The sequence below is a fragment of the Mesorhizobium sp. B2-5-13 genome, assembly GCF_006440535.1.
Taxonomy (GTDB): Bacteria; Pseudomonadota; Alphaproteobacteria; order Rhizobiales; family Rhizobiaceae; genus Mesorhizobium; species Mesorhizobium salmacidum.
This window is the reverse complement of sequence record NZ_VFUI01000003.1, coordinates 393,760-418,461: the sequence shown is the minus strand read 5'-3', so window position 1 is coordinate 418,461 and position 24,702 is coordinate 393,760. Positions and strand designations below refer to the sequence as shown.

General features: G+C 62.9%; 20 protein-coding genes. 15 read left to right on the top strand and 5 right to left on the bottom strand.

The features are described from left to right. Positions 1-72: 72 nt before the first annotated feature. From FJ434_RS08150 to FJ434_RS08140, 3 genes are all read right to left on the bottom strand, one after another. On the bottom strand, positions 73-1,065 hold the full coding sequence (locus tag FJ434_RS08150; protein ID WP_140745149.1) for an ABC transporter substrate-binding protein: 993 nt from the start codon (positions 1,063-1,065) through the stop codon (positions 73-75). A gap of 337 nt (positions 1,066-1,402) precedes the next feature. After that, on the bottom strand, positions 1,403-2,401 hold the full coding sequence (locus FJ434_RS08145; protein WP_140503052.1) for an aldo/keto reductase: 999 nt from the start codon (positions 2,399-2,401) through the stop codon (positions 1,403-1,405). 61 nt (positions 2,402-2,462) lie between these two features. Next, positions 2,463-3,968, bottom strand: coding sequence for an altronate dehydratase family protein (locus FJ434_RS08140; protein ID WP_027144671.1), 1,506 nt, complete (start codon positions 3,966-3,968; stop codon positions 2,463-2,465). Positions 3,969-4,211: 243 nt separating this feature from the next. Between FJ434_RS08140 and FJ434_RS08135 the strand changes: the two genes are divergently transcribed. From FJ434_RS08135 to gndA, 6 genes are all read left to right on the top strand, one after another. Continuing rightward, on the top strand, positions 4,212-5,114 hold the full coding sequence (locus FJ434_RS08135; protein ID WP_140712096.1) for a GntR family transcriptional regulator: 903 nt from the start codon (positions 4,212-4,214) through the stop codon (positions 5,112-5,114). A 120-nt stretch (positions 5,115-5,234) separates the two neighbouring features. Then, complete coding sequence (locus FJ434_RS08130) at positions 5,235-5,591, top strand: DUF2946 family protein (RefSeq protein ID WP_140745151.1); 357 nt, start codon at positions 5,235-5,237, stop codon at positions 5,589-5,591. A gap of 96 nt (positions 5,592-5,687) precedes the next feature. Then, positions 5,688-6,230 carry a copper chaperone PCu(A)C gene (locus tag FJ434_RS08125; RefSeq protein ID WP_140745153.1) on the top strand — a complete coding sequence of 181 codons (543 nt, stop codon included), beginning with the start codon at positions 5,688-5,690 and terminating at the stop codon, positions 6,228-6,230. 40 nt (positions 6,231-6,270) lie between these two features. Further along, a complete protein-coding gene (locus tag FJ434_RS08120) occupies positions 6,271-6,789 on the top strand; it encodes a YcnI family protein (RefSeq protein ID WP_140745155.1) in 519 nt (172 codons plus the stop codon). Positions 6,790-6,877: 88 nt separating this feature from the next. Beyond that, entirely contained in the window at positions 6,878-8,479 is a 1,602-nt protein-coding gene (locus tag FJ434_RS08115) for a copper resistance CopC/CopD family protein (protein ID WP_246678243.1), read from the top strand. 135 nt (positions 8,480-8,614) lie between these two features. Continuing rightward, the gene (gndA, locus tag FJ434_RS08110; protein ID WP_140745159.1) at positions 8,615-10,042 is read left to right on the top strand and encodes an NADP-dependent phosphogluconate dehydrogenase; all 1,428 of its coding nucleotides are present in this window, start codon (positions 8,615-8,617) and stop codon (positions 10,040-10,042) included. Positions 10,043-10,098: 56 nt separating this feature from the next. On the opposite strand, the gene FJ434_RS08105 is transcribed toward gndA, so the two are convergent. Further along, positions 10,099-11,151: a LacI family transcriptional regulator gene (locus tag FJ434_RS08105; RefSeq protein WP_140745161.1), complete on the bottom strand. Its 1,053-nt coding sequence runs from the start codon at positions 11,149-11,151 to the stop codon at positions 10,099-10,101. A 403-nt stretch (positions 11,152-11,554) separates the two neighbouring features. On the opposite strand from FJ434_RS08105, the gene FJ434_RS08100 reads away from it, so the two are divergent. The 8 genes from FJ434_RS08100 to FJ434_RS08065 all read left to right on the top strand — a co-directional run bounded on the left by FJ434_RS08100 (position 11,555) and on the right by FJ434_RS08065 (position 19,697). Next, complete coding sequence (locus FJ434_RS08100) at positions 11,555-12,793, top strand: ABC transporter substrate-binding protein (RefSeq protein WP_140745163.1); 1,239 nt, start codon at positions 11,555-11,557, stop codon at positions 12,791-12,793. Positions 12,794-12,891: 98 nt separating this feature from the next. Beyond that, positions 12,892-13,785, top strand: a complete 894-nt coding sequence (locus FJ434_RS08095) for a sugar ABC transporter permease (RefSeq protein WP_015315676.1) — start codon at positions 12,892-12,894, stop codon at positions 13,783-13,785. After that, the gene (locus FJ434_RS08090) at positions 13,778-14,713 is read left to right on the top strand and encodes a carbohydrate ABC transporter permease (RefSeq protein WP_140503031.1); all 936 of its coding nucleotides are present in this window, start codon (positions 13,778-13,780) and stop codon (positions 14,711-14,713) included. The genes FJ434_RS08095 and FJ434_RS08090 overlap by 8 nt, the downstream gene beginning before the upstream one ends. Before the next feature lie 5 nt (positions 14,714-14,718). Next, the gene (locus FJ434_RS08085; protein WP_140745165.1) at positions 14,719-15,816 is read left to right on the top strand and encodes an ABC transporter ATP-binding protein; all 1,098 of its coding nucleotides are present in this window, start codon (positions 14,719-14,721) and stop codon (positions 15,814-15,816) included. A gap of 54 nt (positions 15,817-15,870) precedes the next feature. After that, entirely contained in the window at positions 15,871-16,617 is a 747-nt protein-coding gene (locus tag FJ434_RS08080) for a sugar phosphate isomerase/epimerase (protein ID WP_140745167.1), read from the top strand. 11 nt (positions 16,618-16,628) lie between these two features. Then, complete coding sequence (locus tag FJ434_RS08075; protein WP_140745169.1) at positions 16,629-17,771, top strand: Gfo/Idh/MocA family oxidoreductase; 1,143 nt, start codon at positions 16,629-16,631, stop codon at positions 17,769-17,771. A 131-nt stretch (positions 17,772-17,902) separates the two neighbouring features. Continuing rightward, the gene (mgrA, locus tag FJ434_RS08070; protein WP_140745171.1) at positions 17,903-18,949 is read left to right on the top strand and encodes an L-glyceraldehyde 3-phosphate reductase; all 1,047 of its coding nucleotides are present in this window, start codon (positions 17,903-17,905) and stop codon (positions 18,947-18,949) included. A 343-nt stretch (positions 18,950-19,292) separates the two neighbouring features. Continuing rightward, the gene (locus tag FJ434_RS08065) at positions 19,293-19,697 is read left to right on the top strand and encodes a Fur family transcriptional regulator (protein WP_140712072.1); all 405 of its coding nucleotides are present in this window, start codon (positions 19,293-19,295) and stop codon (positions 19,695-19,697) included. A gap of 143 nt (positions 19,698-19,840) precedes the next feature. On the opposite strand, the gene polA is transcribed toward FJ434_RS08065, so the two are convergent. Continuing rightward, complete coding sequence (gene polA / locus FJ434_RS08060) at positions 19,841-22,798, bottom strand: DNA polymerase I (RefSeq protein WP_181165826.1); 2,958 nt, start codon at positions 22,796-22,798, stop codon at positions 19,841-19,843. A 431-nt stretch (positions 22,799-23,229) separates the two neighbouring features. On the opposite strand from polA, the gene FJ434_RS08055 reads away from it, so the two are divergent. Continuing rightward, entirely contained in the window at positions 23,230-24,621 is a 1,392-nt protein-coding gene (locus FJ434_RS08055) for a M20/M25/M40 family metallo-hydrolase (protein WP_181165809.1), read from the top strand. The last annotated feature ends 81 nt before the right edge of the window (positions 24,622-24,702 follow it).

Here is a 24,702-nt window from a genome sequence, read left to right as displayed (position 1 = left end):
TGCCAAGCCGCTCGTGGCGGCGGATGTTTCCGGGGCGCGACGCCCCGGAAACGATTTTTGAACACTGGCTGCTCAGAGCTTCGGATTGAGCAGCGCGTCGATCTTGGGATCCTTCATGTTGTCCTTGGTCACGAGATTGGCACCGGTGTCGACATTTGCCTCCACCTTCTCGCCCTTCGAAGCGGCGAGCGCCGTCTTGATGCCGTCATAGCCCATCCGATACGGATCCTGGACGACGAGGCCCGAAATGACGCCGTCATTGAGGAACTTGATCAGCTTCTCGTCGCTGTCGAAGCCGATCAGTCCGACCTTGCCGGCAAGTTTGTTCTCGGCGATCGCCTGGCCGACGCCTTGCGCCATGATCAGGTTTGACGCGAAGATGCCCTTCAGGTCCGGATTGGCGGTGATCAGGTCGGTCGCGATGTTGAGGCCGGTGGTGGCCTGGCCGTCGGCGTATTTGTCGGCGATCAGTTCGAGGCCGGGATATTTGGCCTTGAGCTGTTCCTTGAAGCCTTGCGCGCGCTGTTCGAGCGAGCCAGCGCCAGGGAGCGCCGTGATAAGCGCAACCTTGCCTTCGACCTTGCCGCCGTTGGCGGCGCCGATCGCGGCGGCGAGACCGTCAGCGGCGACGCGGCCGCCCTGGACGTTGTCGGTGGTCAGGAACGAGGTGAAGGCCTTGGAGTCGGCGCCCGAGTCGATGCCGATGACCTTGACCTTGGCCGCGGCCTCGTCGATCGGCTTGCCGAGCGCCTTGGCTTCGGTCGGCGCGATGACGACGGCGGCCGGGTTGCCGGCGACGGCGTTCTCGAGGATCGAGATCTGGCCGTTGACGTCGGTCTCAGCCTGGGCGCCGAGTTCCGGCACATTGACGCCGAGATCCTTGCCGGCCTTGCGGGCGCCGGCCAGGACGATCTGCCAGTAGAAGGACGTGGTATCCTTGACGATGATCGGAATGGTCACGTCCGCCGCCGAAACCGGTGCGGTATGCATGACGCCGGTGAGCATCGAGGCTGCCGCCAGGGCCAGGACGGCGCGGCGGTTGAGAATGCTGGTCACGAATTTCATAGGATCCTCCCTAAGTCGCCTGGTGAAACGTTACGGAAGCCCGGTTCGGATAGGCGTGGCCCAAACAGAACTTTATCAATAAAAAACAGTTGCACTGTTTTGATAGTCCATCGATCCAGCCGATGCAAGCGGTGTTTCCGGCCAACTCTCCCAAAGGTCTGACAACGACTCCTACCGGCGTCGGCTCTCTCCAGTCTTGGTCGGGCGCTCCCGTTTCCGTTCTGAGGGAGTATGGAATATTAATTCCATACTCCAGTCAATATGGAATGTTCATTCTTCCAGATCGCGATATTGTGAAGCCGCCCGCGACCCTGTGGACATCGCGAAAGTGCGGGCTTCAAGGCAGTTCCTGCACCACGGTGTAGGGACGATACTTGGCATATTCTGTCTCCGGCACGTCGATATCGAGCAATTCGAGGTTGCGCGTCAGGTTCGCCAATTTTGCGGTGCCGGTCAGCACGGTGGCGACTGTTGGCTCGTGCAAAGGAAACTGGAACGCGGCCGCCGCCAGCGGATAACCGCCTTCACCGGCGATCTTCTCCATGGCGTCGACACGACCGAGCACATCGTGGCTGGCGGGTGCGTAGTCGAAATGCGCGCCTTGCACCGGCCCGGTCGCCAATATGCCCGAGTTGAAAACACCACCGATCACCAGCGAGGTCTGTTGCGCGCGGCACAGCGGCAGCAGTTCGGCTTCCGCGCTGCGGTCGAGCAAGGAATAACGGCTGGCGAGCAGGGTGCAGTCGAGCGGCGCCCGGCGCATGACTTCGAGGCAGATCTGGACTTCGTTGACGCCGAGCCCATAGGCCGAAATCGTGCCGGCCCGCTTCAGCTCTTCGAGCGCCTTGAGCCCGCCGTCCATCAGCTGGCGAAAGTGCAGTTTGGTCTTCTCGACTCCGTGCGTGTAGACGCCGATGTCGTGCACATACAGGATGTCTATCCTGTTTAGCCCAAGGCGCGCATAGCTGAAGTCGACCGACCGCATGATACCGTCATAGGAATAGTCGTAGTCCAGCGCGAAGGGCAGCGGATCGACATAGGAGTGGTCGGGAACCTGGTCTTCCGGCACCGGGCGGAACAGGCGGCCGACCTTGGTCGACAGCACGTAGGAATCACGCGGCTTGTAGCGCAGAAAGTCGCCGAAGCGACGCTCCGACAGGCCGAAACCGTAGAAGGGCGCGGTATCGAAATAACGCAAGCCGGCTTCCCACGCGCCCTGCAATGTTTCCATAGCCGCCTCACGCGAACAGGCCCGGTATAGACCGCCGATCGCGGCGCCGCCGAAACTGACTTCGGTCACCTCCAGCGCTGTCTGGCCGATACGGCGTTTTTTCATCCACAATCTCCCTATTCCCGGCCACTTGTGCGGCCGGGCAGTCTACCAGATATCAGTCGAATTAGAGCGTTGCGCCGAGATGCCAGGGCACGAACTCGTTATCGCCGTAGCCGAAATCCTCGCTTTTGGTCTTGCGGCCCGAAGCCGTCTCGACGATCAGTTCGAAGATCTCGCGGCCCATGCCGGCAATGGTCTTTTCGCCGGAGGCGATGACGCCGCAATTGACGTCCATGTCCTCTTCCATCTGGTTATACATGGTCGAGTTAGTGGCGACTTTGATCGAGGGTGTCGGCCGGCAGCCGAAGCAGGAACCGCGGCCGGTGGTGAAGACGATGACATTGGCGCCGCCCGCGACCTGTCCGGTGGCCGAGACCGGGTCGTAGCCGGGCGTGTCCATGAACACCAGCCCGTTGCCGGTGACCTTCTCTGCATAGCCGAACACGCCGTTGAGCGGCGTCTGGCCGCCCTTGGCGACCGCGCCGAGCGACTTTTCCAGGATCGTGGTGAGGCCGCCGCGCTTATTGCCGGGCGAGGGGTTGTTGTCGATCGAGGCGCCATGCTTGGCGACGTGATCTTCCCACCATTTCACGTAGCCATCGAGTTTCTTGGCGATCTCGGGGCTTGCGGCGCGGTAGGCGAGCAGGTGTTCGGCGCCGTAGATTTCCGTCGTCTCGGAAAGGATGCCGATGCCGCCGACGCCGGCCAGGATGTCGACCGCCGCGCCGAGAGCCGGGTTGGCCGTGATGCCCGACATGCCGTCGGAGCCGCCGCATTGCAGGCCGACGACGATCTCGCTGACCGGAATCGGTTCGCGTTTCAACTGGCCGACTTCCTCGGCGATCTCGGCCAGAACGCCCATCGCCTTTTCCACCGATTTGCGCGACCCGCCGGCATCCTGGATGTTGAAGTGGCGCTTGCCGGCGGCGGCACCCTTTTGGCCGTAAAGCGTGAGCTGGTTGACCTCGCAGCCGAGGCCGACCATCAGCACGCCGCCGAAGTTCGGGTGGCGGGCATAGCCGGCCAAGGTCCGATGCAGCACCATCATGCCGTCGCCGGTGGCGCTCATGCCGCAACCCTGGCCATGGACGATCGGCACGAAGCCATCAATGCCGGGATATTTCGGCAGCAAGGTCCTGTTGGCGGTGTCGGCGATCGAATGGCAGACGGTGGCCGAGCAATTGACGCTGGCGATGATGCCGATGAAGTTGCGGGTGCCGGCGCGGCCATCGGCGCGGCGATAGCCCATGAAGGTGCGGGCGCGGTCGGCCTCCGTCGCATGCTCGGCCTCGCTCGGCGGCACCACCGGCAGGCGGCCGGCCTCGAAGACCAGATTGTGCGAATGGACATGCTCGCCCGGTGCGATGTCCTGTGTGGCGCGGCCGATCGCCTGGGCGTATTTGACGACTGCTTCACCCGCGGCGATCGGCTTGATCGCCACCTTGTGGCCAGGCTCGATGACGGCGGCAGCGAGCGCGCCGCCCGGCAGCGTGGTGCCGATCTCGATACGGCCATTGGCAACGGCGACATTGTCGGCGGGGGACAGAAGAATGGTGTTCGACACGTTCACGGGCGTTTCCTGGGTGATCCTGGGATGCGCGGATTGACACGCGCCTGTTAAGAGTTAATGTCTTTTATCGTGAAAAAACAGTTTTGCGTCAATCGTTTTTTCGCAGCAGTTCGCCCTGAGGCAAGTGGTGGTGCCGGAACAATGAACCGGACCCGGAGAAAGAGATTCCTGCTTTTCAGGGTCATTGGAACACATATTGCGCTTCAAGCCGACCGCCGCAAGCGGGCATGAATGGATCAGGGGATGTCGAAGAGCAACAACGTCTATAAGGACGCCTATAACCGCTGCCTCAGGCTGCTCGACGAAACGCGCAGCCTGCCGTCGGAACCGGAGTTGGGCGCGGTGCTCGGCGTCAGCCGTACGACGGTGCGCAGCATCCTGGCGCGCATGGAAGAGACCGGACTGATCGCCTGGAACAAGCGCGCCAAGACGGTGCTGCGCGCTCCGCGTCCCGATGATTTCTTTCCCGAGGAAGAGACCGACACGCTGGCCGAGATTATCGAACGGTCGTTCATGCGCAGGCTGCTGGCCGGCGGCGCCGAGGCCGGCATGCAGATCAACGAGCTCGAACTGGCGCGCGAGATCGGCGTCGGCACCACCAGCGTGCGCGAGTTCCTGATCCGCTTCTCCCGCTTTGGCCTGATCGAAAAACGCCGCAACAGCCATTGGGTGCTGAAGGGCTTTACGCGGGCCTTCGCACTGGAACTGACCGAGATCCGCGAAATGTTCGAATTGCGCTCGGCCGCCGCCTTCACTGCGCTGCCGCAGGACAGTCCGGTCTGGGGCGATCTCGACCGGCTGGAGGGGGAACACCGCGTTCTGGCACGCGAGATCGCGACGCGCTTCAATGAGTTCTCGGAGCTGGACGAGCGCCTCCACCGGCTCATCCACCGCGCCTCGCGCAACCGCTTCATCGTCGATTTCTACGACGTCATCGCCATGATTTTCCACTACCACTACCAGTGGAACAAGGCGCAGGAACGCGAGCGCAACGAAGTCGCGATCGGCGAACATCTAGCCTATATCGAGGCACTCAAGTCGCGCGACCTCGGCAAGGTCGATGCCGCCTGCCGCAAGCATTTGAAGTCGGCACGCCAGACATTGCTGACCTCGATCCCGGAAAGCCGGTCATCCCAAAAGAGCTGATCCTGCCGTGTTGCCGCAGTGTCGATTTGGCGATTTTCGACCTGTCCCGGCCGTGGTAGGTATCGTCATCGATCGTTTGAAGAGGCAGATGGTTTGAGCCGCCGGGGGAGACAACGGTGCATGCCGGTCGCGCTTGTCGCGGCCTGTCTGCTGTTGCTCCAGTCGACACTTGGTGCGTTCGCCTTCAGCTCCGGGCCGAGTGCCGCGCCGCTCGATGCCTTCGGCAATGTCATCTGTACCCGCGACGGCGCCACCCAGCTTCCCGGCGGCGACCAGCACCCGTCACATCTGCCGGCCTGCTGCACACTCGGCTGCAGCATGTTTTCTCCGGCCTATGCGCCGCCGCCCGATGCGGGGCTCGCGCTTGCATCCCTTTCCTTCGAGACCGCCGCCTTCGTCTTTCCGGCGACCACCCATCTCGACTTCGCCCGCGAACGCTCCCCATCGAACCCGCGCGCGCCGCCGCTTGCGGCCTGAGCCTGCTTGCTTGCGGAACCTTTCGCGAGCGTACTCATCCAAGATCAAAACCATTCGCGACCGGCGACGGCGCGATCATCACGTCATGGAGCAACCATGTCCCATTCTTTCCGTATGTCGGCGGGCACTGTGTTCGGCCGCATCCTGCCTCGGTTCAAAGCCGATCTCGGCATTGTCACGCTGGCCTTTGCCCTGTTGTTCGTCGGCGTCCAGGCCGTCCTGGCGCATGAATTCAAGGTGGGCGATCTCGAAATCGAACACCCCTGGTCGCGCGCCACCCCCGCCGGCGCCAAGGTGGCCGGCGGCTATTTCACCGTCATCAACAAGGGTAGCGCCGCGGACCGGCTGCTGTCGATTTCCTCCGACGTTTCTGAAAAGGCCGAGCTGCATCAAATGGGCGTCAAGGACGGCGTCATGACCATGCGGCCAGTTGACGGTGGCCTGGAGATTCCGGCCGGAGGCAAGGTGGCGCTGGCGCCCGGTGGCTATCACCTGATGTTCATCGGCCTGAAGCGGCAACCCAAGCAGGGTGAAAAATTCGCCGCCACGCTGACTTTCGAGAAGGCCGGCGCCGTCAGCATCGAGTTCGCGGTCGAGGGCATGGGTGAAATGGGCGGCATGGGCGACCACGCCAATTGATCGCGCCGATCCACCATTTTTTGAAATCAGAGGGACCATCATGATCAAGTATCTTTTGGCGGCCGGCGCGCTTCTCGTGCCGGGGACAAATGCCGCCTTGGCGCACATCACGCTCGAAACCCAGGAGGCGGCCGTCGGCTCGACCTACAAGGCTGTGCTGCGCGTGCCGCATGGCTGCGACGGCAAGGCGACGACCGCCGTGCGTGTACAGATTCCGGAAGGGGTGATCGCGGTGAAGCCGATGCCGAAGCCCGGCTGGACACTGCAGACCAAGAAGGGCAAATATGAAAAATCCTACCAGCTCTATGGCCAGGCGGTGGCCGACGGAGTCAAGGAAGTCGACTGGAGCGGCGGCAATCTGCCGGATGAATTCTACGACGAGTTCGTCTTCCGGGCGACGCTGACGGCCGATCTGCCCGCCGGCCAGAAGCTCTACTTCCCGGTGGTGCAGGAATGCGGCGATGCCGCCGCCCGCTGGATCGAGATTCCGGCGGCCGGACAGGATGAGGACGCGCTGGAGACCCCGGCGCCCGGCATCAAGCTCACGCCGAAGAAATGATTTTCTGGCGGCGCGCCCTGTCCGCAAGGTGCGCCGCCAATTCCATAGCGGCAGCATGAACCCAACATCCCCACTCCAAAGGACCGCAATGGCCGGCAAGCGATTCGGCTGGGCTGGTGGGCTCTTTGCGGTGCTCATGGCGCTCATCGTCATGGCCTCGACAGGCCAGGCCTTTGCCCATGCGGCGCTGATCAAGACCGACCCGGCCGACGGCGCCGTGCTGGCGCAGGCGCCGGCGCGGTTCTCGCTGACCTTCAGCGAGCCGGTCTCGCCGCTGGTGCTGACGCTGGTGACGCCCGATGGTACGCCGATCCCGCTGACATCCTTCCGCCTCAGCGACCAGACGGTCGAGATCGACAATCCGCAAACACTCAAATCCGGCACGCATGTGCTGAGCTGGCGTGTCATCTCCGCCGATGGCCATCCGGTCGGCGGTTCGCTGCTGTTTTCCATCGGTGCGCCAAGCGAGCCTCCAGCCGTCTCCGAGGCGGTCGACTGGCCGTTGCGGTCGGCGATCTGGATCGGCAAGGTCGTTCTCTATGCCGGCCTTTTCCTCGGCACTGGCGGCGCTTTCGCCCTTGCCTGGCTGGCCGGGGATGGCCGCGCCGGTCAACGCTTTGTTGCCGGGACGATCCTGTGCGGGCTGGTGGCGGCACTCTTGTCGCTCGTCTTGCAAGGTCTCGATGCGCTCGGTGCGCCGCTCTCCCATCTGGCGCAGCCGGTGGTCTGGCGCACAGGGCTCGGCACCAGCTTCGGCTGGACGGTGCTGATCGCCCTGATCGCGCTGGGGCTTGGCCTGCTGTCGCTGGCCGGACCGCGCGCGGCCGCCAGGCAGCTTGCCCTTGCCGGGCTGGTCGGTGTGGGCGCAGCGCTTGCCGCCAGCGGCCATGCCAGTGCCGCCGAACCGCAATGGCTGACACGGCCGCTGGTCTTCGTCCATGGCGTCGGTATCGCCTTCTGGGCCGGCGCTCTGGTGCCGCTCGGCCTCTCGCTGAAGCGTCAAGCGGCCGGCGCCGTTGAATTCCTGCGCCGCTTCTCATGGGCAATCGTGCCTGTGGTCGCCTTGCTTGCCGTGGCAGGCATCGTGTTGGCCGTGATCCAGGTGCAGACGCCCTCGGCGCTGGTCGACACTGCCTATGGCCGGTTGCTGCTGATCAAGCTCGCGCTGCTGGTCTTCCTGTTCACGCTGGCCGCCGTCAATCGCTGGAAGCTCACCGCTTCGGCCGAGGCGGGAGCGACCGAGGTGCAACGCCGGCTCACCCGCTCGGTCGGCGTCGAAGTGCTGATCGTGCTGGCGATCTTCGGGGTCGCGGCGGGCTGGCGCTTCACGCCGCCGCCACGAGCGCTGGCGATCGCCGCGGCCCAGCCGGTTTCGGTGCACGTCCACGCGCTGCAGGCGATGGCCGATCTCAGCATCACGCCTGGCCATGCCGGACCCGTCGCCGCCTCGATGATCATCATGAGCGGCGATTTCGGACCGCTCGACGCCAAGGAAGTGACGCTGGTGCTGTCGAAGCCCGATTCCGGCATCGAGCCGCTGAAGCGCGCGGCAACCAGGCCCGGCGATGGCAGCTGGCGTGTCGACAACCTCATCATCCCGGTTCCCGGCCGCTGGACGGTGCGCATAGACATACTGATCTCGGACTTCGACATGGTGAAGATCGAGGCGCCGATCGACATCAGGCCGTAATGGCCGCGACAACACAATTGGGCGAGGCGGTTGACGCGGGCCTGAAGGCCCGTCAATCATCCAAGCAATAATGGGCATCGAGGCAAGAACGGGCTCGAGCTCGAAAACACCAGATCCGGAAACAGGGAAGAAACGATGGAAAAAGCCGAAATCGGCCTGATCGGCCTTGGCACGATGGGCTCCAACCTGGCGCTGAACATCGCCGAGCACGGGCACCGCATCGCCGTCTTCAACCGCACCAAGGCACGCACGGACGCTTTCGTCGAGAATGCCGGTGCGCTCAGGGACATGGTCATTCCTTGCTACAGTCTGGAGGAACTCGCCGCAGCGATCCGGCCGCCGCGCCCGATCATCATCATGGTGCTGGCCGGCAAGCCGGTCGACGAGCAGATCGAAGCCTTGCGCGGCGTGCTGTCCGACAACGACATCGTCATCGATGCCGGCAATGCCAATTTCCGCGATACGATGCGGCGCTTCTCGGAACTGTCCGGCTCGGGCTTGACCTTCATCGGCATGGGTGTCTCCGGCGGCGAGGAGGGCGCACGCCACGGACCGTCGATCATGGTCGGCGGCACCGAAGACTCCTGGAAGCGTGTCGAGAAGGTGCTGACCGCCATCTCCGCCAAGTTCAACGACGAGCCCTGTGCCGCCTGGCTCGGCACTGACGGCGCCGGACATTTCGTCAAGACCATCCACAACGGTATCGAATATGCCGACATGCAGATGATCGCCGAGATCTACGGCATCCTGCGCGATGGTCTGGGCATGGGGCCGAAAGAGATCGGCACGGTGTTTTCCAACTGGAACAAGGGCCGGCTCAATTCCTACCTGATCGAGATCACCGCCAAGGTGCTCGCCGCCGACGATCCGAAGACCGGCAAGCCGGCGGTCGACATCATCCTCGACCGCGCCGGCCAGAAGGGCACCGGCAAATGGTCCGTCATCGAGGCGCAGCAGCTCGGCATTCCGGCGACAGCGATCGAAGCGGCGGTGGCGGCGCGCGTGCTGTCGTCGATCAAGGACGAACGGCAGGCAGCCGAAAAAGCCTATGGCAATATCGGCGTGACGAAAATTTCCGGCGACAAGGACGCGCTGCTGAAAGACCTCGAACTGGCGCTGTTCGCCGGCAAGATCGCCGCTTACGCGCAGGGTTTTGCGGTGATGAGCGGCGCTTCGAAGGAGTTCAACTGGAACCTGCCGATGCCGACCATCGCCAAGATCTGGCGCGCCGGCTGCATCATCCGCTCGCAGATGCTCGACACGATGGCCGAAGCGTTCGGCAGCGGCGGCGCTTTGACCAACCTTTTGATGGCGCCGGCCTTTATCACCATGATGCAGGAGGCGCATCCGTCGCTGCGACGTGTCGTCGCGAGGGCTTCCGAGGCCGGTGCGCCGGTGCCGGCGCTGTCTTCGGCGCTTGCCTATTTCGACAGCTACCGCCAGGGCCGCGGTACCTCGAACCTGATCCAGGCGCAGCGCGACTTCTTCGGTGCGCATGGTTTCGAGCGCATTGGCGAACAGGGTGCGTTCCACGGGCCGTGGGGCAGCGGCGCGGCTGGCTAGATCAATTCCAGGAGATTGCGTGGCGGTTTCCGTCCGGAATTGCGTAAAAAAGGAGTCTATTCGCCGGAGCGCCGATAGGCCACGACGCCCTTCGGCTCGCTCAGGCTCTGCAGCGAGCCGGGCGCGGCACCACCGATCCAGCCGAGCACCGAGCGGGCGAGTTCGGACCCGGCCAACCGGAAGTCTTCGTTGACGACCAGCAATTCATGCCTGAACAGATGCAGCAGTTCCGACGATTGCTTCGACACAACGTCGACGTCGCGGCCGAGCTTCAGGCCGGCATCCTCGATGCCGGCGACGATAGCGAGCGTCGCGGCTGCAGCACTGCTGATGATGCCGTCCGGCCTGATGTCGCGCCGCATCAGCTGCGCCGTCCTCATCCTGATCTGCTCGATCGAGTGGTCGATAGAGACGGTGTTGAACGGCACCTCGCTGGCGCCGACTTCGCTCAGCGCGTCGGCAAAGCCGTCGACCGTATGACGGTAGTAGCTCAAACCGACCGGCGGCGTCACCAAAGCGAGCCGGCGGCGGCCCATGCCGGCGAGGTGGCGCACCGCCTCGGCCGCGAAGGCGTAGTTGTCGAAATCATGATAGGGATGCACCAGCCCCATATCGGTGCGGCCATGCGTGGCAAAGGGAATGCCGCGCTGCAGCATGTAGCGGGCGCGGGGATCGTTCGGCTGCGTGCGTGAAATGATGACGCCGTCGGCGGAGCCGGTCTCAACAAGATAGCGCACCGGATCCAGCGGATCCTGCGAGCGCGAATAGGGTGTGACGATCAGGTGGTAGGGCGTGTCGGCGATGACTTCCGTCACGCCATAGATGATGTCGGAGACAAAGCTCATGAGTTCGTGCTCGGTGTTGAGCACGAGGCTGATGACATTGGTCTTGCCGGTCCGCAGGCGCACGCCGGCGCGGTTCGGCCGATAGCCGATCTGCTTGGCCACGAGCTGGACACGACGCCTGGTCTCTGCGCCGATCTCGGGCGCGTCCTTCAAGGCGCGCGAGACGGTGGTGACGCCGAGGCCGGTCATGAACGCAAGCGTCTTCAGCGTCGGCCGCTCCTGTGCCGTCGCCACGTCATCCTTGTCCGTGCGTTGTCTGTCCATCCGTCCCGCCCATCAGGCGCATAGCAGCCGCCGGGCAGCCCGGCAATGTTGCGGGCCGCTTCCCATGGCGCGTCATCTGCATTGGAAGCAATATACTGAAACGTTACAGCTTGTCACGATCGGTGTAAAAGTGGGTGCTCGCGGAGACGGAAAGACATCGTCAACCGCTGGCGAAAAATCGTTGGGATTCAGGGGGAAGCATGCTCCTAGCAAGTTTCTTGCTGCTTTTGCTCATTGTGCAGCGCACTCTTGCTCATTGCGTCGCACAATAAGGCCGCAACGAAACGATTTTGTTCGCGGCTCGAAAAATATCAAACGGACTCTTGCCGGAAGGGGTTGCGCATAGTCTTCAATTGCCGTATCGAAAATCTGTAACGTTTCAGATTTCTGGGAGGAAGCCGAAATGCGATATAAATTCCTGACCGCTGCGTTTGCAGCGACGGTTGCGCTCAACTTCGCCGGGCCGGCGGCCGCGACCGATCTGGAAGTCACCCATTGGTGGACTTCCGGCGGCGAGGCGGCAGCGGTCGCCGAACTCGCCAAGGCATTCGACGCCACCGGCAATCACTGGGTCGACGGCGCCATCGCCGGATCCGGCGGCACGGCGCGGCCGATCATGATCAGCCGCATCACCGGCGGCGATCCGATGGGGGCCACCCAATTCAACCATGGCCGGCAAGCGGAAGAGCTGGTGCAGGCCGGCCTGATGCGTGACCTCACCGATGTCGCCAACAAGGGCAAGTGGACGGAGGTGGTGCGGCCCAAGAGCCTGCTCGACTCGTGCACGATCGACGGCAAGATCTATTGTGTGCCGGTCAACATCCATTCCTGGCAGTGGCTGTGGCTGTCGAACGCGGCCTTCGAGAAGGCCGGCGTTCCGGTGCCGAAGAACTGGAATGAGTATGTGGCCGCGGCCCCGGCGCTGGAGAAGGCAGGCGTCGTGCCGCTCGCGGTTGGCGGGCAGGCCTGGCAGGCATCGGGCGCCTTCGACGTGCTGCTTGCCGCGGTCGGTGGAACCGACGCCTTCCTCAAGGTCTACAAGGACAAGGACGCCAAGTTCGCCGCCGGTCCCGAAGTCGCCAAGGTCTTCAAGGCCGCGGACGACGCGCGCAAGATGGCCAAGAACACCAATGTGCAGGACTGGAACCAGGCCACCAACATGGTCATCACAGGCAAGGCCGGCGGCCAGATCATGGGCGACTGGGCGCAAGGCGAGTTCCAGGTCGCCGGCAAGACCGCCGGCAAGGACTATACTTGCCTTCCCGGCCTTGGCCTGAACGAGGTCATCGCCACGGGCGGCGACGCCTTCTACTTCCCGCTGCTCAAGGACGCCGACAAGGCCAAGGCGCAGGAAGTGTTGGCCGAGACCCTGCTCGATCCCAAGACCCAGGTTGCCTTCAACCTCAAGAAGGGTTCGCTGCCGGTGCGCGGCGACGTCGACCTCAACGCGGCCAATGATTGCATGAAGAAGGGCCTCGCTATCCTGGCCAAGGGCGCGGTCATCCCATGGACGGACCAGCTGCTCTCGCAGGACAGCCAGAAGCAGAAGGAGGACCTTTTCTCCGAATTCTTCGCCAAGCCGGACATGAGCCTCGAAGATGCGCAGAAGCGCTTCGCCGACATCATCGCCTCGGCTGACTGACGACTGATGAGCCGCCTCGCTCCCGACCTTGCCAGGCAGGGTCGGGAGCCCAGGCGTGCTGACTTTCCGCCCTTATCCGATCCAGCACGACTGTACCGATGAGCAAGAGCGAACGCCCGAGCCAACTCTTCCGCAATCTCAATGCGAAGGTCGCTTCGATCCCGATGATCCTCACCGCAATGGTGGTCTTTGTCGGCGGCACCGCATGGACGGTGCTCTATTCCTTCACCAATTCGAAGCTCCTGCCGCGGCTGAATTTCGTCGGGCTCGACCAGTATTACCGGCTGTGGGCGACGCCGCGCTGGCTGATCTCGATCGAGAATCTTCTGATCTACGGCGTGATCTCACTGGTGTTCTCGCTGGTGATCGGGTTTCTCCTGGCTGCCCTGCTCGACCAGAAGATCCGTTTCGAGGACACGTTCCGCACCATCTTTCTCTACCCCTTCGCACTCTCCTTCATCGTCACCGGCCTTGTCTGGCAATGGCTGCTCAATCCGGATTTCGGCGTCCAGGGCGTGGTACGAAGCCTCGGCTGGACCAGCTTCGACTTCAATCCGCTCTACAATTCCAGCATCGTCATCTACGGCATATCGATCGCGGCGCTCTGGCAAGGCACAGGGCTGATCATGTGCCTGATGCTGGCGGGCCTGCGCGGCATCGACGAGGACATCTGGAAGGCCGCACGGGTGGATGGGATACCCATGTGGAAGACCTATCTGTTCATCATCATCCCGATGATGCGGCCGGTGTTCATCACCACGCTAGTGATCATCGCGTCAGGCATCGTGAAGGTTTACGATCTCGTTGTCGCGCAGACCAGCGGCGGGCCGGGCATCGCCTCCGAAGTGCCGGCCAAATATGTCTACGACTACATGTTCTTCGCCCAGAACCTCGGCCAGGGTTTTGCCGCTTCGACCATGATGCTGCTGTCGGTGATGATCGTCATCGTGCCGTGGGCCTATCTCGAATTCGGAGGCCGCAAGCGTGTCTGACCATGCCGTCGCCTTGTCCGCCACGTCGTCAAACCCGCGGGATGATGCCGCCGGCCCGAGCGGGCCAAAGCCGCGGCACATGTTCTCGCGCCGCAACATTTTCCTCTACGGCACGCTTGTGGTGGTCGCGCTCTACTACCTTCTGCCGCTCTATGTGATGGTCGTCACCTCGCTCAAGGGCATGCCGGAGATCCGACTCGGCAACATCTTCTCGCCGCCGCTCGAGATCACCTTCGAGCCCTGGGTCAAGGCGTGGTCGCAGGCCTGCACCGGCCTGAATTGCGATGGGCTTTCCCGTGGTTTCTGGAACTCGGTGCGCATCACCGTTCCTTCAGTGATCCTGTCGATCGCCATCGCTTCGGTGAACGGCTATGCGCTGGCCAACTGGCGCTTCAAGGGCGCCGACACGTTCTTCGTCATCCTGATCGTCGGCGCCTTCATTCCCTATCAGGTGATGATCTATCCCATCGTCATCATCCTGCGCGAGATCGGCCTCTATGGCAGCCTTACCGGTCTGGTGATCGTGCACTCCATCTTCGGCATGCCGATCCTGACGCTTCTGTTCCGCAATTATTTCACCTCCATGCCGGAAGAGCTGTTCCGGGCGGCGCGCGTCGACGGTGCCGGCTTCTGGGGCATCTATCTGCGCATCATGCTGCCGATGTCGCTGCCGATCTTCGTCGTCGCCATCATCCTGCAGGTGACAGGCATCTGGAACGACTTCCTGTTCGGCGTCGTCTACACCCGCCCCGACACCTATCCGATGACGGTGCAGCTCAACAACATCGTCAACTCGGTGCAAGGCGTGAAAGAATACAACGTCAACATGGCCGCCACCATCCTGACCGGGCTGGTGCCGCTGATCGTCTATTTCATTTCCGGCAAATTGTTCGTGCGCGGCATCGCCGCCGGCGCGGTGAAAGGGTGATGGCGATGGCGGCGAACGGTACCAGTGTTTCGATCCAGGATCTGTCGCTGAACTTCGGCGCCATCTCGGTGCTGCAGACGCTCAACCTCGATGTCGCCGAAGGCGAGTTCATCGTGCTGCTCGGGCCCTCCGGCTGCGGCAAGTCGACCTTGCTCAACTGCATCGCCGGCCTGCTCGACATTTCCGAAGGCCGTATCTTCATCAAGGGCAAGAACGTCACCTGGGAAGAGCCCAAGGACCGCGGCATCGGCATGGTCTTCCAGTCCTATGCGCTCTATCCGCAGATGACGGTGGAGAAGAACTTGTCCTTCGGGCTGCGCGTCGCCGGCATCGCCAAGGACGAGATCGCCAAGCGCATCGCGCGGGCCGCCGAGATCCTGCAGATCGAGCCGCTTTTGCAGCGCAAGCCGGCCGCACTCTCCGGCGGCCAGCGCCAGCGCGTAGCCATCGGGCGGGCGCTGGTGCGCGATGTCGACGTCTTCCTGTTCGACGAACCGCTGTCCAATCTCGATGCCAAGCTGCGTTCCGAACTGCGCGTCGAGATCAAACTACTGCACCGTAAATTGCAGAACACGATGATCTACGTCACCCATGACCAGATCGAGGCGATGACGCTGGCCGATCGCATAGCGGTGATGAAGGGCGGTGTCATCCAGCAGCTCGACGCGCCGCAAATCATCTACAACCGTCCGGTCAACCGGTTCGTTGCCGGGTTCCTCGGCTCACCGGCGATGAACTTCGTCGAGGGGCAGTTGGAGACCGGCACGACGGCAGTGTTCAAGACCGGGGATTTGAACATACCGCTCGATCGCTACAGCTTCGACGGCACCGGCGACAAGAGCGGGCCTTGCGTGTTCGGGATCCGGCCGGAGCACGTTGCCTTTGGCGAGGCCGCGAATTCCATGCCCTTTGCCACCGATGCCGCCGTCGAGATCGTCGAGCCCATGGGCTCGGATACACTGGTGTGGACGAAGCTCGCCGGCCGCATTTTTTCCTTCCGTGTCGAGGCGGAAAAAACGCTGCGCAATGGCGATCCGATCCGAATCGGTTTCGATCCCGCCCGCGCCTCGCTGTTCGACACCCCATCCGGAAACCGCATGTAGCTCCCAAGAAAACCATCCTCCCAAAGACAATCCCAAGCAGAACGGACAGAGACGATGAACTGGTCATTCCAACTTTACAGCGCTCGCAATTTCTTGCCCTGGACCGATGTGCTCGAAATGCTCGGCAAGCTCGGTTACGCCGAGGTCGAAGGCTTCGGCGGCGTCTATGACGATCCCAAGGCCTTCCGCGCCGAACTCGACAAGAACGGCCTTTCGATGCCGACCGGGCATTTTTCCATCGATGCGCTGGAGAAGGATTTCGACGGCGTGCGCAGGATCGCCGAAACGCTCGGCGTCAAGCTTTTGATCTGCCCTTATCTGATGGCCGAGGACAGGCCATCCGACGCCGCCGGCTGGCGCGCCTTCGGCGAGCGTCTGGCCAAGGTCGGCGACGTGGCCTCGAAGGCCGGCTATGGCTTTGCCTGGCACAACCATGATTTCGAATTCAAGACGCTCGCCGACGGCTCGCTGCCGCAGGACCATATCCTGTCGTCCGCCCCCAATATTGGCTGGGAAATGGACGTTGCCTGGGTGGTGCGCGGCGGCGCCGACCCGCTACCCTGGATCGAGAAGCACGGCCAGCGCATCGTCGCCGTCCATGTCAAGGATATGGCGAAGCCTGGCGAGGGGCTGGATGAGGATGGCTGGTCGGATGTCGGGCATGGCACAATCGACTGGGCCGGCTTGATCAAGGTGTTGCGGGCCAAGAGCGCGGCAAAATACTTTGTCATGGAACAGGACAATCCCAACGACATCGAGCGCTTCGCCCGCCGCTCGATCGCGACCGTCAAGAGCTACTAGGAACAACCACCATGGCAAAGAAACTTGGTATTGGCGTCATCGGCTGCGGCAACATCTCGAAGGCCTATTTTTCGCTGGCGCCGCTGTTTCGCGGCATCGAGATGCGTGCCTGCGCCGACATCAACATGGATGTGGCCAGGGCGCGGGCGAAGGAATTCAAGCTCCGCGCCGAGACCGTCGAGGACCTGCTCAAGGCCGACGACATCGACATCATCGTCAACCTGACCATTCCGGCCGTGCACTACGAGGTGTCGAAGCAGGTGCTCGATGCCGGCAAGCATGTCTATTCGGAAAAGCCGTTCGTGCTGTCGCTCAGGGAAGGCCAGGACCTCAAGGCGCGGGCCGAGAAGAAGGGGCTGCGCATCGGTTCGGCGCCGGACACGTTCCTGGGCGGCGCGCACCAGCTGGTGCGTGAGCTGATCGACGAGGGAAAGCTCGGCAGGATCACCAGCGGCACCTGCCACGTCATGGGCCACGGCATGGAACACTGGCATCCGAATCCCGATTTCTTCTTCCAGCCGGGTGCCGGGCCGGTGCTCGACATCGGGCCGTATTACATCACCAATCTGATCCAGCTGATCGGGCCGGTGAAGCAGGTGGCGGCTTTCGCGACGACTCCGGCCAAGGAGCGGACCATCAGCTCAAAGCCTCGCGCGGGTGAAAAAATCCCGGTCAACACACCGACCACCATTCACGGCCTGCTCGAATTCGAGAACGGCGCCGTGGTGACGCTGAACACCAGCTGGGACGTCTGGGCTCACGGCCACGCGCCGATGGAACTCTATGGTGAGGCCGGGACGGTGTTCGTGCCGGATCCGAACTTCTTCGGTGGCGACGTGCGCTTCACCGAAGAAGGCAAGCCGGCCAAGAAGCTGCCGAAATGGAAGCACCCGCTTGGCATCCCCAATGAGATGCACGGCCAGGGCATGATGGCCAATTACCGCACATCGGGCCTCGCCGACATGGCGCTGGCGATCGCTGAAGGCCGGCCGCACCGCTGTTCGATGGAACTCGCGCTGCATGCCGTCGATGTCATGACCGGCCTCCTGCGCTCGGGCGAAACCGGCAAGTTCGTCGCCATGCAAACCACATGCGAGCGCCCGGCCGCGCTTGGCGTCAAGCAAGCCAAGGATCTTCTGGCCAAGAAGAAATAGGTCGCGAAGATTATCGATAATTTTGCTTGCCCCCCTCCCCGTTCCTCCGGGGAGGGGGTAAAGGATGGGGTACGGGCATGCTCATCGCCTCTGCGATGCGGTGCCCTGTCCGTTCAGATCGAGGATTTCCCATGACCTATGTCGCCGCTGAGAACCGCTACGAAAAAATGATCTACAACCGTTGCGGTCGGTCCGGCCTCAAGCTGCCGGCGATCTCGCTCGGGCTGTGGCACAATTTCGGCGACGATACGCCGCATCGGACCAAGCAGGCGATCGTGCGCAAGGCCTTCGACCTCGGCATCACCCATTTCGACTTGGCCAACAATTATGGGCCGCCGCCCGGCTCGGCCGAGGCGGCTTTCGGCGAGATCCTGCGCACCGATTTTTCCGCCTATCGCGACGAACTGATCATCTCGACCAAGGCCGGCTATGAAATGTGGGCGGGTCCCTACGGTGAATGGGGCGGGCGCAAATACATGCTGGCCAGTCTCGACCAGAGCCTGAAGCGGATGGGCCTCGACTATGTCGACATCTTCTATTCGCACCGCTTCGATCCCGACACGCCGCTCGAAGAAACCATGGGCGCGCTCGACCATGCGGTGCGTTCGGGCAAGGCACTCTATGCCGGCATCTCGTCCTACAATTCGCAGCGCACCCGCGAGGCCGCCGACATATTGAGGCAACTGGGCACGCCCTGCGTCATCCACCAGCCGAGCTATTCGATGTTGAACCGTTGGGTCGAGGAAGACGGCCTTCTCGATACGCTCGAAGGGCTCGGCGTCGGCTCCATCGTGTTCTCGCCGCTGGCGCAAGGTATGTTGACCGATAAATATCTCGGCGGCATTCCCGATGGCAGCCGGGCGTCCCAAGGCAAGTCGCTGAAGACAGCCTTCATCAACGACCGCACCATCGCCAACATCAAGGCGCTCAACGCGATCGCTGGCAAGCGCGGCCAGACGCTGGCGCAGATGGCGCTGGCCTGGGTGCTGCGCAGGGGCCGGGTTACTTCGGCGCTGATCGGCGCCAGCCGGCCCGAGCAGGTCGAGGACTGCGTCGGCGCGCTCAAGGTGCTCGATTTCAGCGATGCCGAACTGGCCGAGATCGATACGTACGCGCGCGAGTCCGACATCAATCTGTGGGCGGCCTCCGCCGAGCGCAAAGGTCCGCCGAGGAAATAGATGAAGCCGGCTAATAAAGGCTGGCGGAATTGCTCGCGCCGGCCTTTCACGGATGAAGTCCAGTCAGGGCGTGGCCGGCCTCCCTGAGGCGGCCTTGATCGCCGCGTGGGTCGGCCGGCCAATGGTGCCGGGCACACCCTTGGCTACCTTCGTCGAGATTTCCGCCAGTATCCTTGAACACCGTGGCGCTATCGATCCCGCCGTCACCAATGTGCCCGCGCGTCATCGACTGACCGGGACGGCAACAGAGGAGTAGCAAAGACGGCGGTTCGTCGCTATCTGAATGGGATCGGGCCGTTTGCACGCGCAGGCAGGCCGCAAACGGTGCAGGACAAGTGGAATCATGGCGGCAAGGGATGTGCTGACGAAAAACCAGTTGTGCGTGCTCGAGAAACTCGAGACCGCCAGCGGGCCGCTCAGCGCCTACACCTTGCTCGACCAACTGCGCGAGCGCGGTTTTCGCGCGCCGCTACAGGTCTATCGCGCGCTCGACACGCTGGTGAAGTCGGGCTTCGTGCACCGGCTGGAAAGCATCAACTCCTTCGTCGCCTGCGCCGAGCCGCACGACCACAGCCACTCGATGACCGCTTTCGCCATTTGCGACGGCTGCGGGCAGGTGACCGAAATGTCCGACCACGATGTCGACCACCGGCTGAACGAATGGGTCAACTCGACCGGCTTCGCCGCCAAGAAGGCGGTGATCGAATTTCGCGGGACGTGCGCGAAGTGTTTGGCGCAGGCGGCCTGAGGGCATTCCGCAGAGCGGTTCAGCGATTGGTAGAATCGCCTAACCGCTCTAACTCTTTGTTTTAATGCAATTTCCAAGGAAAAGCGCTAAGCGCTTTTCCCGGGAAAACCGCTATACACTTCTCCTGAAATTGCTCTAGCGCGTCAGTGCGCCTCGTCCCAATTGTTGGCGGCCCGCGCGTCGACATGCAGCGGCACCGACATCGATACCGCCGGCATCGCCGCGTTTTCCATGACATGGCGCACGACCGGGATCGTCTCCTCGACTTCCGCCTCGACCGTTTCGAAGATCAGTTCGTCATGTACCTGGAGGAGCATGCGGGCGGACAGCTTGGCCTTGTCCAAGGCTTCCTCCATGCGGATCATGGCGCGGCGGATGATGTCAGCGGCGGTGCCTTGCAGGCGGGCGTTGATCGAGGCGCGCTCGTTGAACGCCCGTAGCGACGGGTTCGACGATCTGATGTCGGGATAGTGGATGCGGCGGCCGAAGATTGTTTCGACAAAGCCGTGCTCGCGGGCATAGGCCTTGGTCTCCTCGATATAGTCGCGGATGCCGGGAAAGCGCTCGAAGTACTTCTTGATGTAGGCGCTCGCCTCCTCGCGCGGGATAGACAGCTGGTTGGCGAGGCCGAAAGCCGAGATGCCATAGATGATGCCGAAATTGATCGCCTTGGCGCGGCGGCGCACTTCCGACGGCATGCCCTCCACGGGCACATTGAACATTTCAGAAGCGGTGATGGCGTGGATGTCAGCGCCATCCGCAAAGGCCTGCCGCAGTTGCGGGATTTCGGCGACATGGGCGAGCACGCGCAGTTCGATCTGGCTGTAGTCGGCTGACACCAGCCGGTGGCTCTTGTCGGTGATGAAGGCGGTCCTGATCTTGCGCCCTTCAGCCGTGCGCACCGGAATGTTCTGCAGGTTCGGGTCGGAAGACGACAGCCGCCCGGTCGTCGTCGCGGCCAGCGCGTAGGAGGTGTGGACGCGCTTGGTTTCGGGATTGACGAAGCCCGGCAGCGCATCGGTGTAGGTCGATTTCAGCTTGGTCAGCTGGCGCCAGTCGACGACTTTGCGCGGCAGTTCGTGACCTTCGGCGGCAAGGTCTTCGAGCAGCTGCGCCGAGGTCGACCACTGGCCCGTCTTGGTCTTGGAGCCGCCGGGCAGGCCCATGCGGCCAAACAGGATATCACCGAGCTGCTTGGGCGAGCCGATGTTGATGCGCTCGCCGATGAGCAGGTAGATTTCCTCTTCGAGCCGGGCTGCACCTTGCGCCAGCTCGCCCGAAAGCCGCGACAGGATCTGCCGGTCGACCGAAATACCGCGCTGTTCCATGCGCGCCAGCACCGGCACCAGCGGCCGCTCCAAGCGTTCATAGACCGAGACCAGGCCCTTGGCGGCAAGGCGGGGCTTCAGCACCAGCCACAGCCGCAACGTCACGTCGGCATCCTCGGCGGCGTGAGCCGTCGCCCTGTCGATGTCGACCTGATCGAAACCGACAGAGCTTTTGCCGGAACCGGTCACGTCCTTGAGCTGAAGGGGCCTATGGCCAAGCCATTTGTCGGCAAGGGCATCCATGCCGTGGCCGTGCGGAGTGCCGGCGTCGAGCACGTAGGAGATCAGCATGGTGTCGTCGAAGGGCGCGACATCGATGCCATAGCGGCTCATGATAACCAGGTCATACTTCAGGTTGTGCGCGATCTTCAGCACCGACCTGTCCTCAAGCAGCGGTTTCAGGACCGCCAGCGCCTCGCGAAGCGGTATCTGGTTTTCGAGCGCGCCGCCGCCGAGCAAGTCACCATTGCCGCTCTTGTGGGCAAAGGGAATGTAGCCGGCGCAGCCGGGCGCTGTGGCCATTGCCATGCCGATCAGTTCGGCCTGCATCGGATCGGTCGACGTCGCCCTGACGTCGAAGGCAGCGATACCAGCCTCTCGCGCCTCGGCGACCCAGGCTTTCAGCGTCGCGATATCGCGGATGCACTGATAGGCCGAGGTATCGATCTTGCGTGTCGCCGCGCCCTCCAGCCGCAATGCGGCCAGGAGGGAAGGGGTGTCACCCTGTTTTGGCCTCTCCGTCGTCTCGGCTTCAGCAGCCTGGCCAGGTTCGGAGCCCGGCCCCTTTCGGGCAACGGGCGGTGTTCCGGCACCGACGTCGGGGCCATGTGCGTTATCGGCGCGTTCGACGGTCACAGTGACGGCCTGGACGTCGCCGGCCTCGGTGCCGGTCGCTTCCGCGACGCGGCGGGTCAGCGAGGTGAATTCCATGGTCTTGAGGAAGCCGATCAGCTTCGGCCCGTCGGGCGCATGCAGCAGGAAATCGTCCAGCCCCTCGGCCACCGGCACGTCGTTCTTCAGCGTCACCAACTGGCGCGAGATGCGCGCCTTGTCGGCGTTGGCGATGATCGATTCCCGCCTTTTCTCCTGCTTGATCTCGCCGGCGCGGGCGAGCAATCCGTCGAGATCGCCGAACTGCTCGAGCAGTTGCGCCGCGGTCTTTGGCCCGATGCCGGGCACTCCAGGCACATTGTCGACGGAGTCGCCGGTCAGCGCCTGCAAGTCGATCATCTTTTCCGGCGGCACGCCCCATTTCTCGACGACTTCGGGGATGCCGATCTGGCGATCCTTCATCGGGTCGTACATGCCGACCGTGTCGCCTACCAGCTGCATCAGATCCTTGTCGGAGGAGATGATGGTGGTGTCGCCACCGGCCTCGCAGGCCAGCCGGCAGTAAGTGGCGATGAGATCGTCGGCCTCGAAGCCTTCCATCTCGACGCAAGGCAGGTTGAACGCCCTGGTTGCCTGGCGGATCAGGCCGAATTGCGGGATCAGATCCTCGGGCGGCGCCGAACGGTTCGCCTTGTATTCGGGATAGAGGTCGTTGCGGAAGGTTTTCGAGGAATAGTCGAAAATGACGGCAAAATGCGTCGGCACAATGCCCACATCGGTGTTGCGGGCATCCTGCATCAGCTTCCAAAGCATGTTGCAGAAGCCGGAAACGGCACCGACCGGCAGGCCGTCGGACTTGCGGGTCAGCGGCGGCAGTGCGTGATAGGCCCGGAAGATGTAGCCAGAGCCGTCAATGAGGAAGAGATGATCGCCTTTTTTCATGCCGGCAGGGATAGCGCGGCGCAATGCCTTGGTCCATGCCAAAGACATCGCCAGAGATAGGTTCCGTCAACACCCTGACAGATCGGGATCCTGACGGATCGGGGTTATACAAGCCCGCTCACGGGCACGTTACAAAAGTGTAACGTTGGTGCCCTTGAATCGCCACGTTCAGGGACCCAAATACAGTTCATCGGCAGTTTTCGCCGAAGTCCGGAGCAAGGCCCGTCCCCCGCCTATACCGGACAATTGCGGCAGCCTATCCCCCCTCTCCGGGCTGCCGCATCGTTTCGAGTAAAAGGCCGCCGTGGTTCCCCCTCCACCACGGCGGCATTTTTTTGCCCGCGGCGACCGTCCCGGGCCGTGGTCCAATCGTCCCGGGCTTTTCGTTTCGCCGCTCTGCCTTTACGGTTCCGGCACTGAATCGAAAGGCTATGCAAATGTCCGCAGTTTCCCCTGTCCTCGACCGTCTCGATCAGAACCTCGACCAGAGCCTAGAACGGCTCTTCGGCCTGCTCGGGATCAAGTCGATCTCCACTGATCCAGCCTATGCCACCGACTGCCGCAAGGCGGCGGAATGGCTGGTGGCGGAACTCAAGCTGATCGGCTTCGACGCCAGCGTGCGCGACACGCCCGGGCACCCAATGGTGGTTGCGCATCACGACGGGCCGGCGGGCGCGCCGCATGTGCTGTTCTACGGCCATTATGACGTGCAGCCGGTCGACCCGATCGAGCTGTGGGAAAACGATCCCTTCGCCCCGGCGATCAAGGAGATTGCACCTGGTCACAAAATCATCACCGGGCGCGGCTCGGCCGACGACAAAGGTCAGCTGATGACTTTCGTCGAGGCATGCCGTGCCTGGAAACAGGTGTATGGTGGTCTGCCGTGCCGCGTCACCATCCTGTTCGAAGGCGAGGAGGAATCGGGGTCGCCCTCGCTGAAGCCGTTCCTCGAGGCCAATGCCGAGGAGCTCAAGGCCGACTTCGCGCTGGTCTGCGATACCAGCATGTGGGACCGCGACACGCCGTCGATCTGCGTCGGGCTGCGCGGTCTGGTCGGCGAGGAGATCACGGTTAAGGCCGCCGACCGGGACCTGCATTCGGGCCTCTATGGCGGCGCTGCCGCGAACCCGATCCGCATCCTGGCCAAGGTGCTGGCCGACATCCACGACAAGGACGGCCTTATCACCATTCCGGGCTTCTATGACGGCGTCGAGGAAACGCCTTCGCAGGTGCTGAAATCATGGGAAACGCTGGGCGAGACGGCCGAGACCTTCCTCGGACCTGTCGGCCTGTCGATCCCGTCGGGCGAAAAAGGCCGCTCGGTACTGGAACTGACCTGGGCGCGGCCCACCGCCGAGTTCAACGGCATCATCGGCGGCTATACCGGCAAGGGTTTCAAGACGGTGATCGCCGCGGAAGCCTCGGCAAAGGTGTCTTTCCGCCTCGTCCACAAGCAGGATCCGAAGAAAATCCGCGCGGCTTTCCAGAAATTCGTCAAGGAGCGCATCCCAGCCGATTGCTCGGTCGAATTCCACGCTCATGGCGGTTCTCCGGCAATCCAGCTCTCCTACGACTCGCCGTTCCTGGCCAAGGCCAAGACCGCGCTTTCCGACGAATGGCCAAAGCCCGCGGTGACGACCGGCAGCGGCGGCTCCATTCCGGTGGTGGGCGACTTCCAGACCTATCTCGGCATGGAATCGCTGCTGGTCGGCTTCGGCCTCGACGACGACCGCATCCACTCGCCCAACGAGAAATACGAGCTCAGCTCCTTCCACAAGGGCCAGCGCTCCTGGGCGCGCATTCTGGACGCGCTGACACGGTAAGGCGGACAACCTGGACGGCGGAAAATCAACTTTCTGTTGATTTTTCCGCCGATCACGGCGAGGACGGGTCGACAGCGCAAT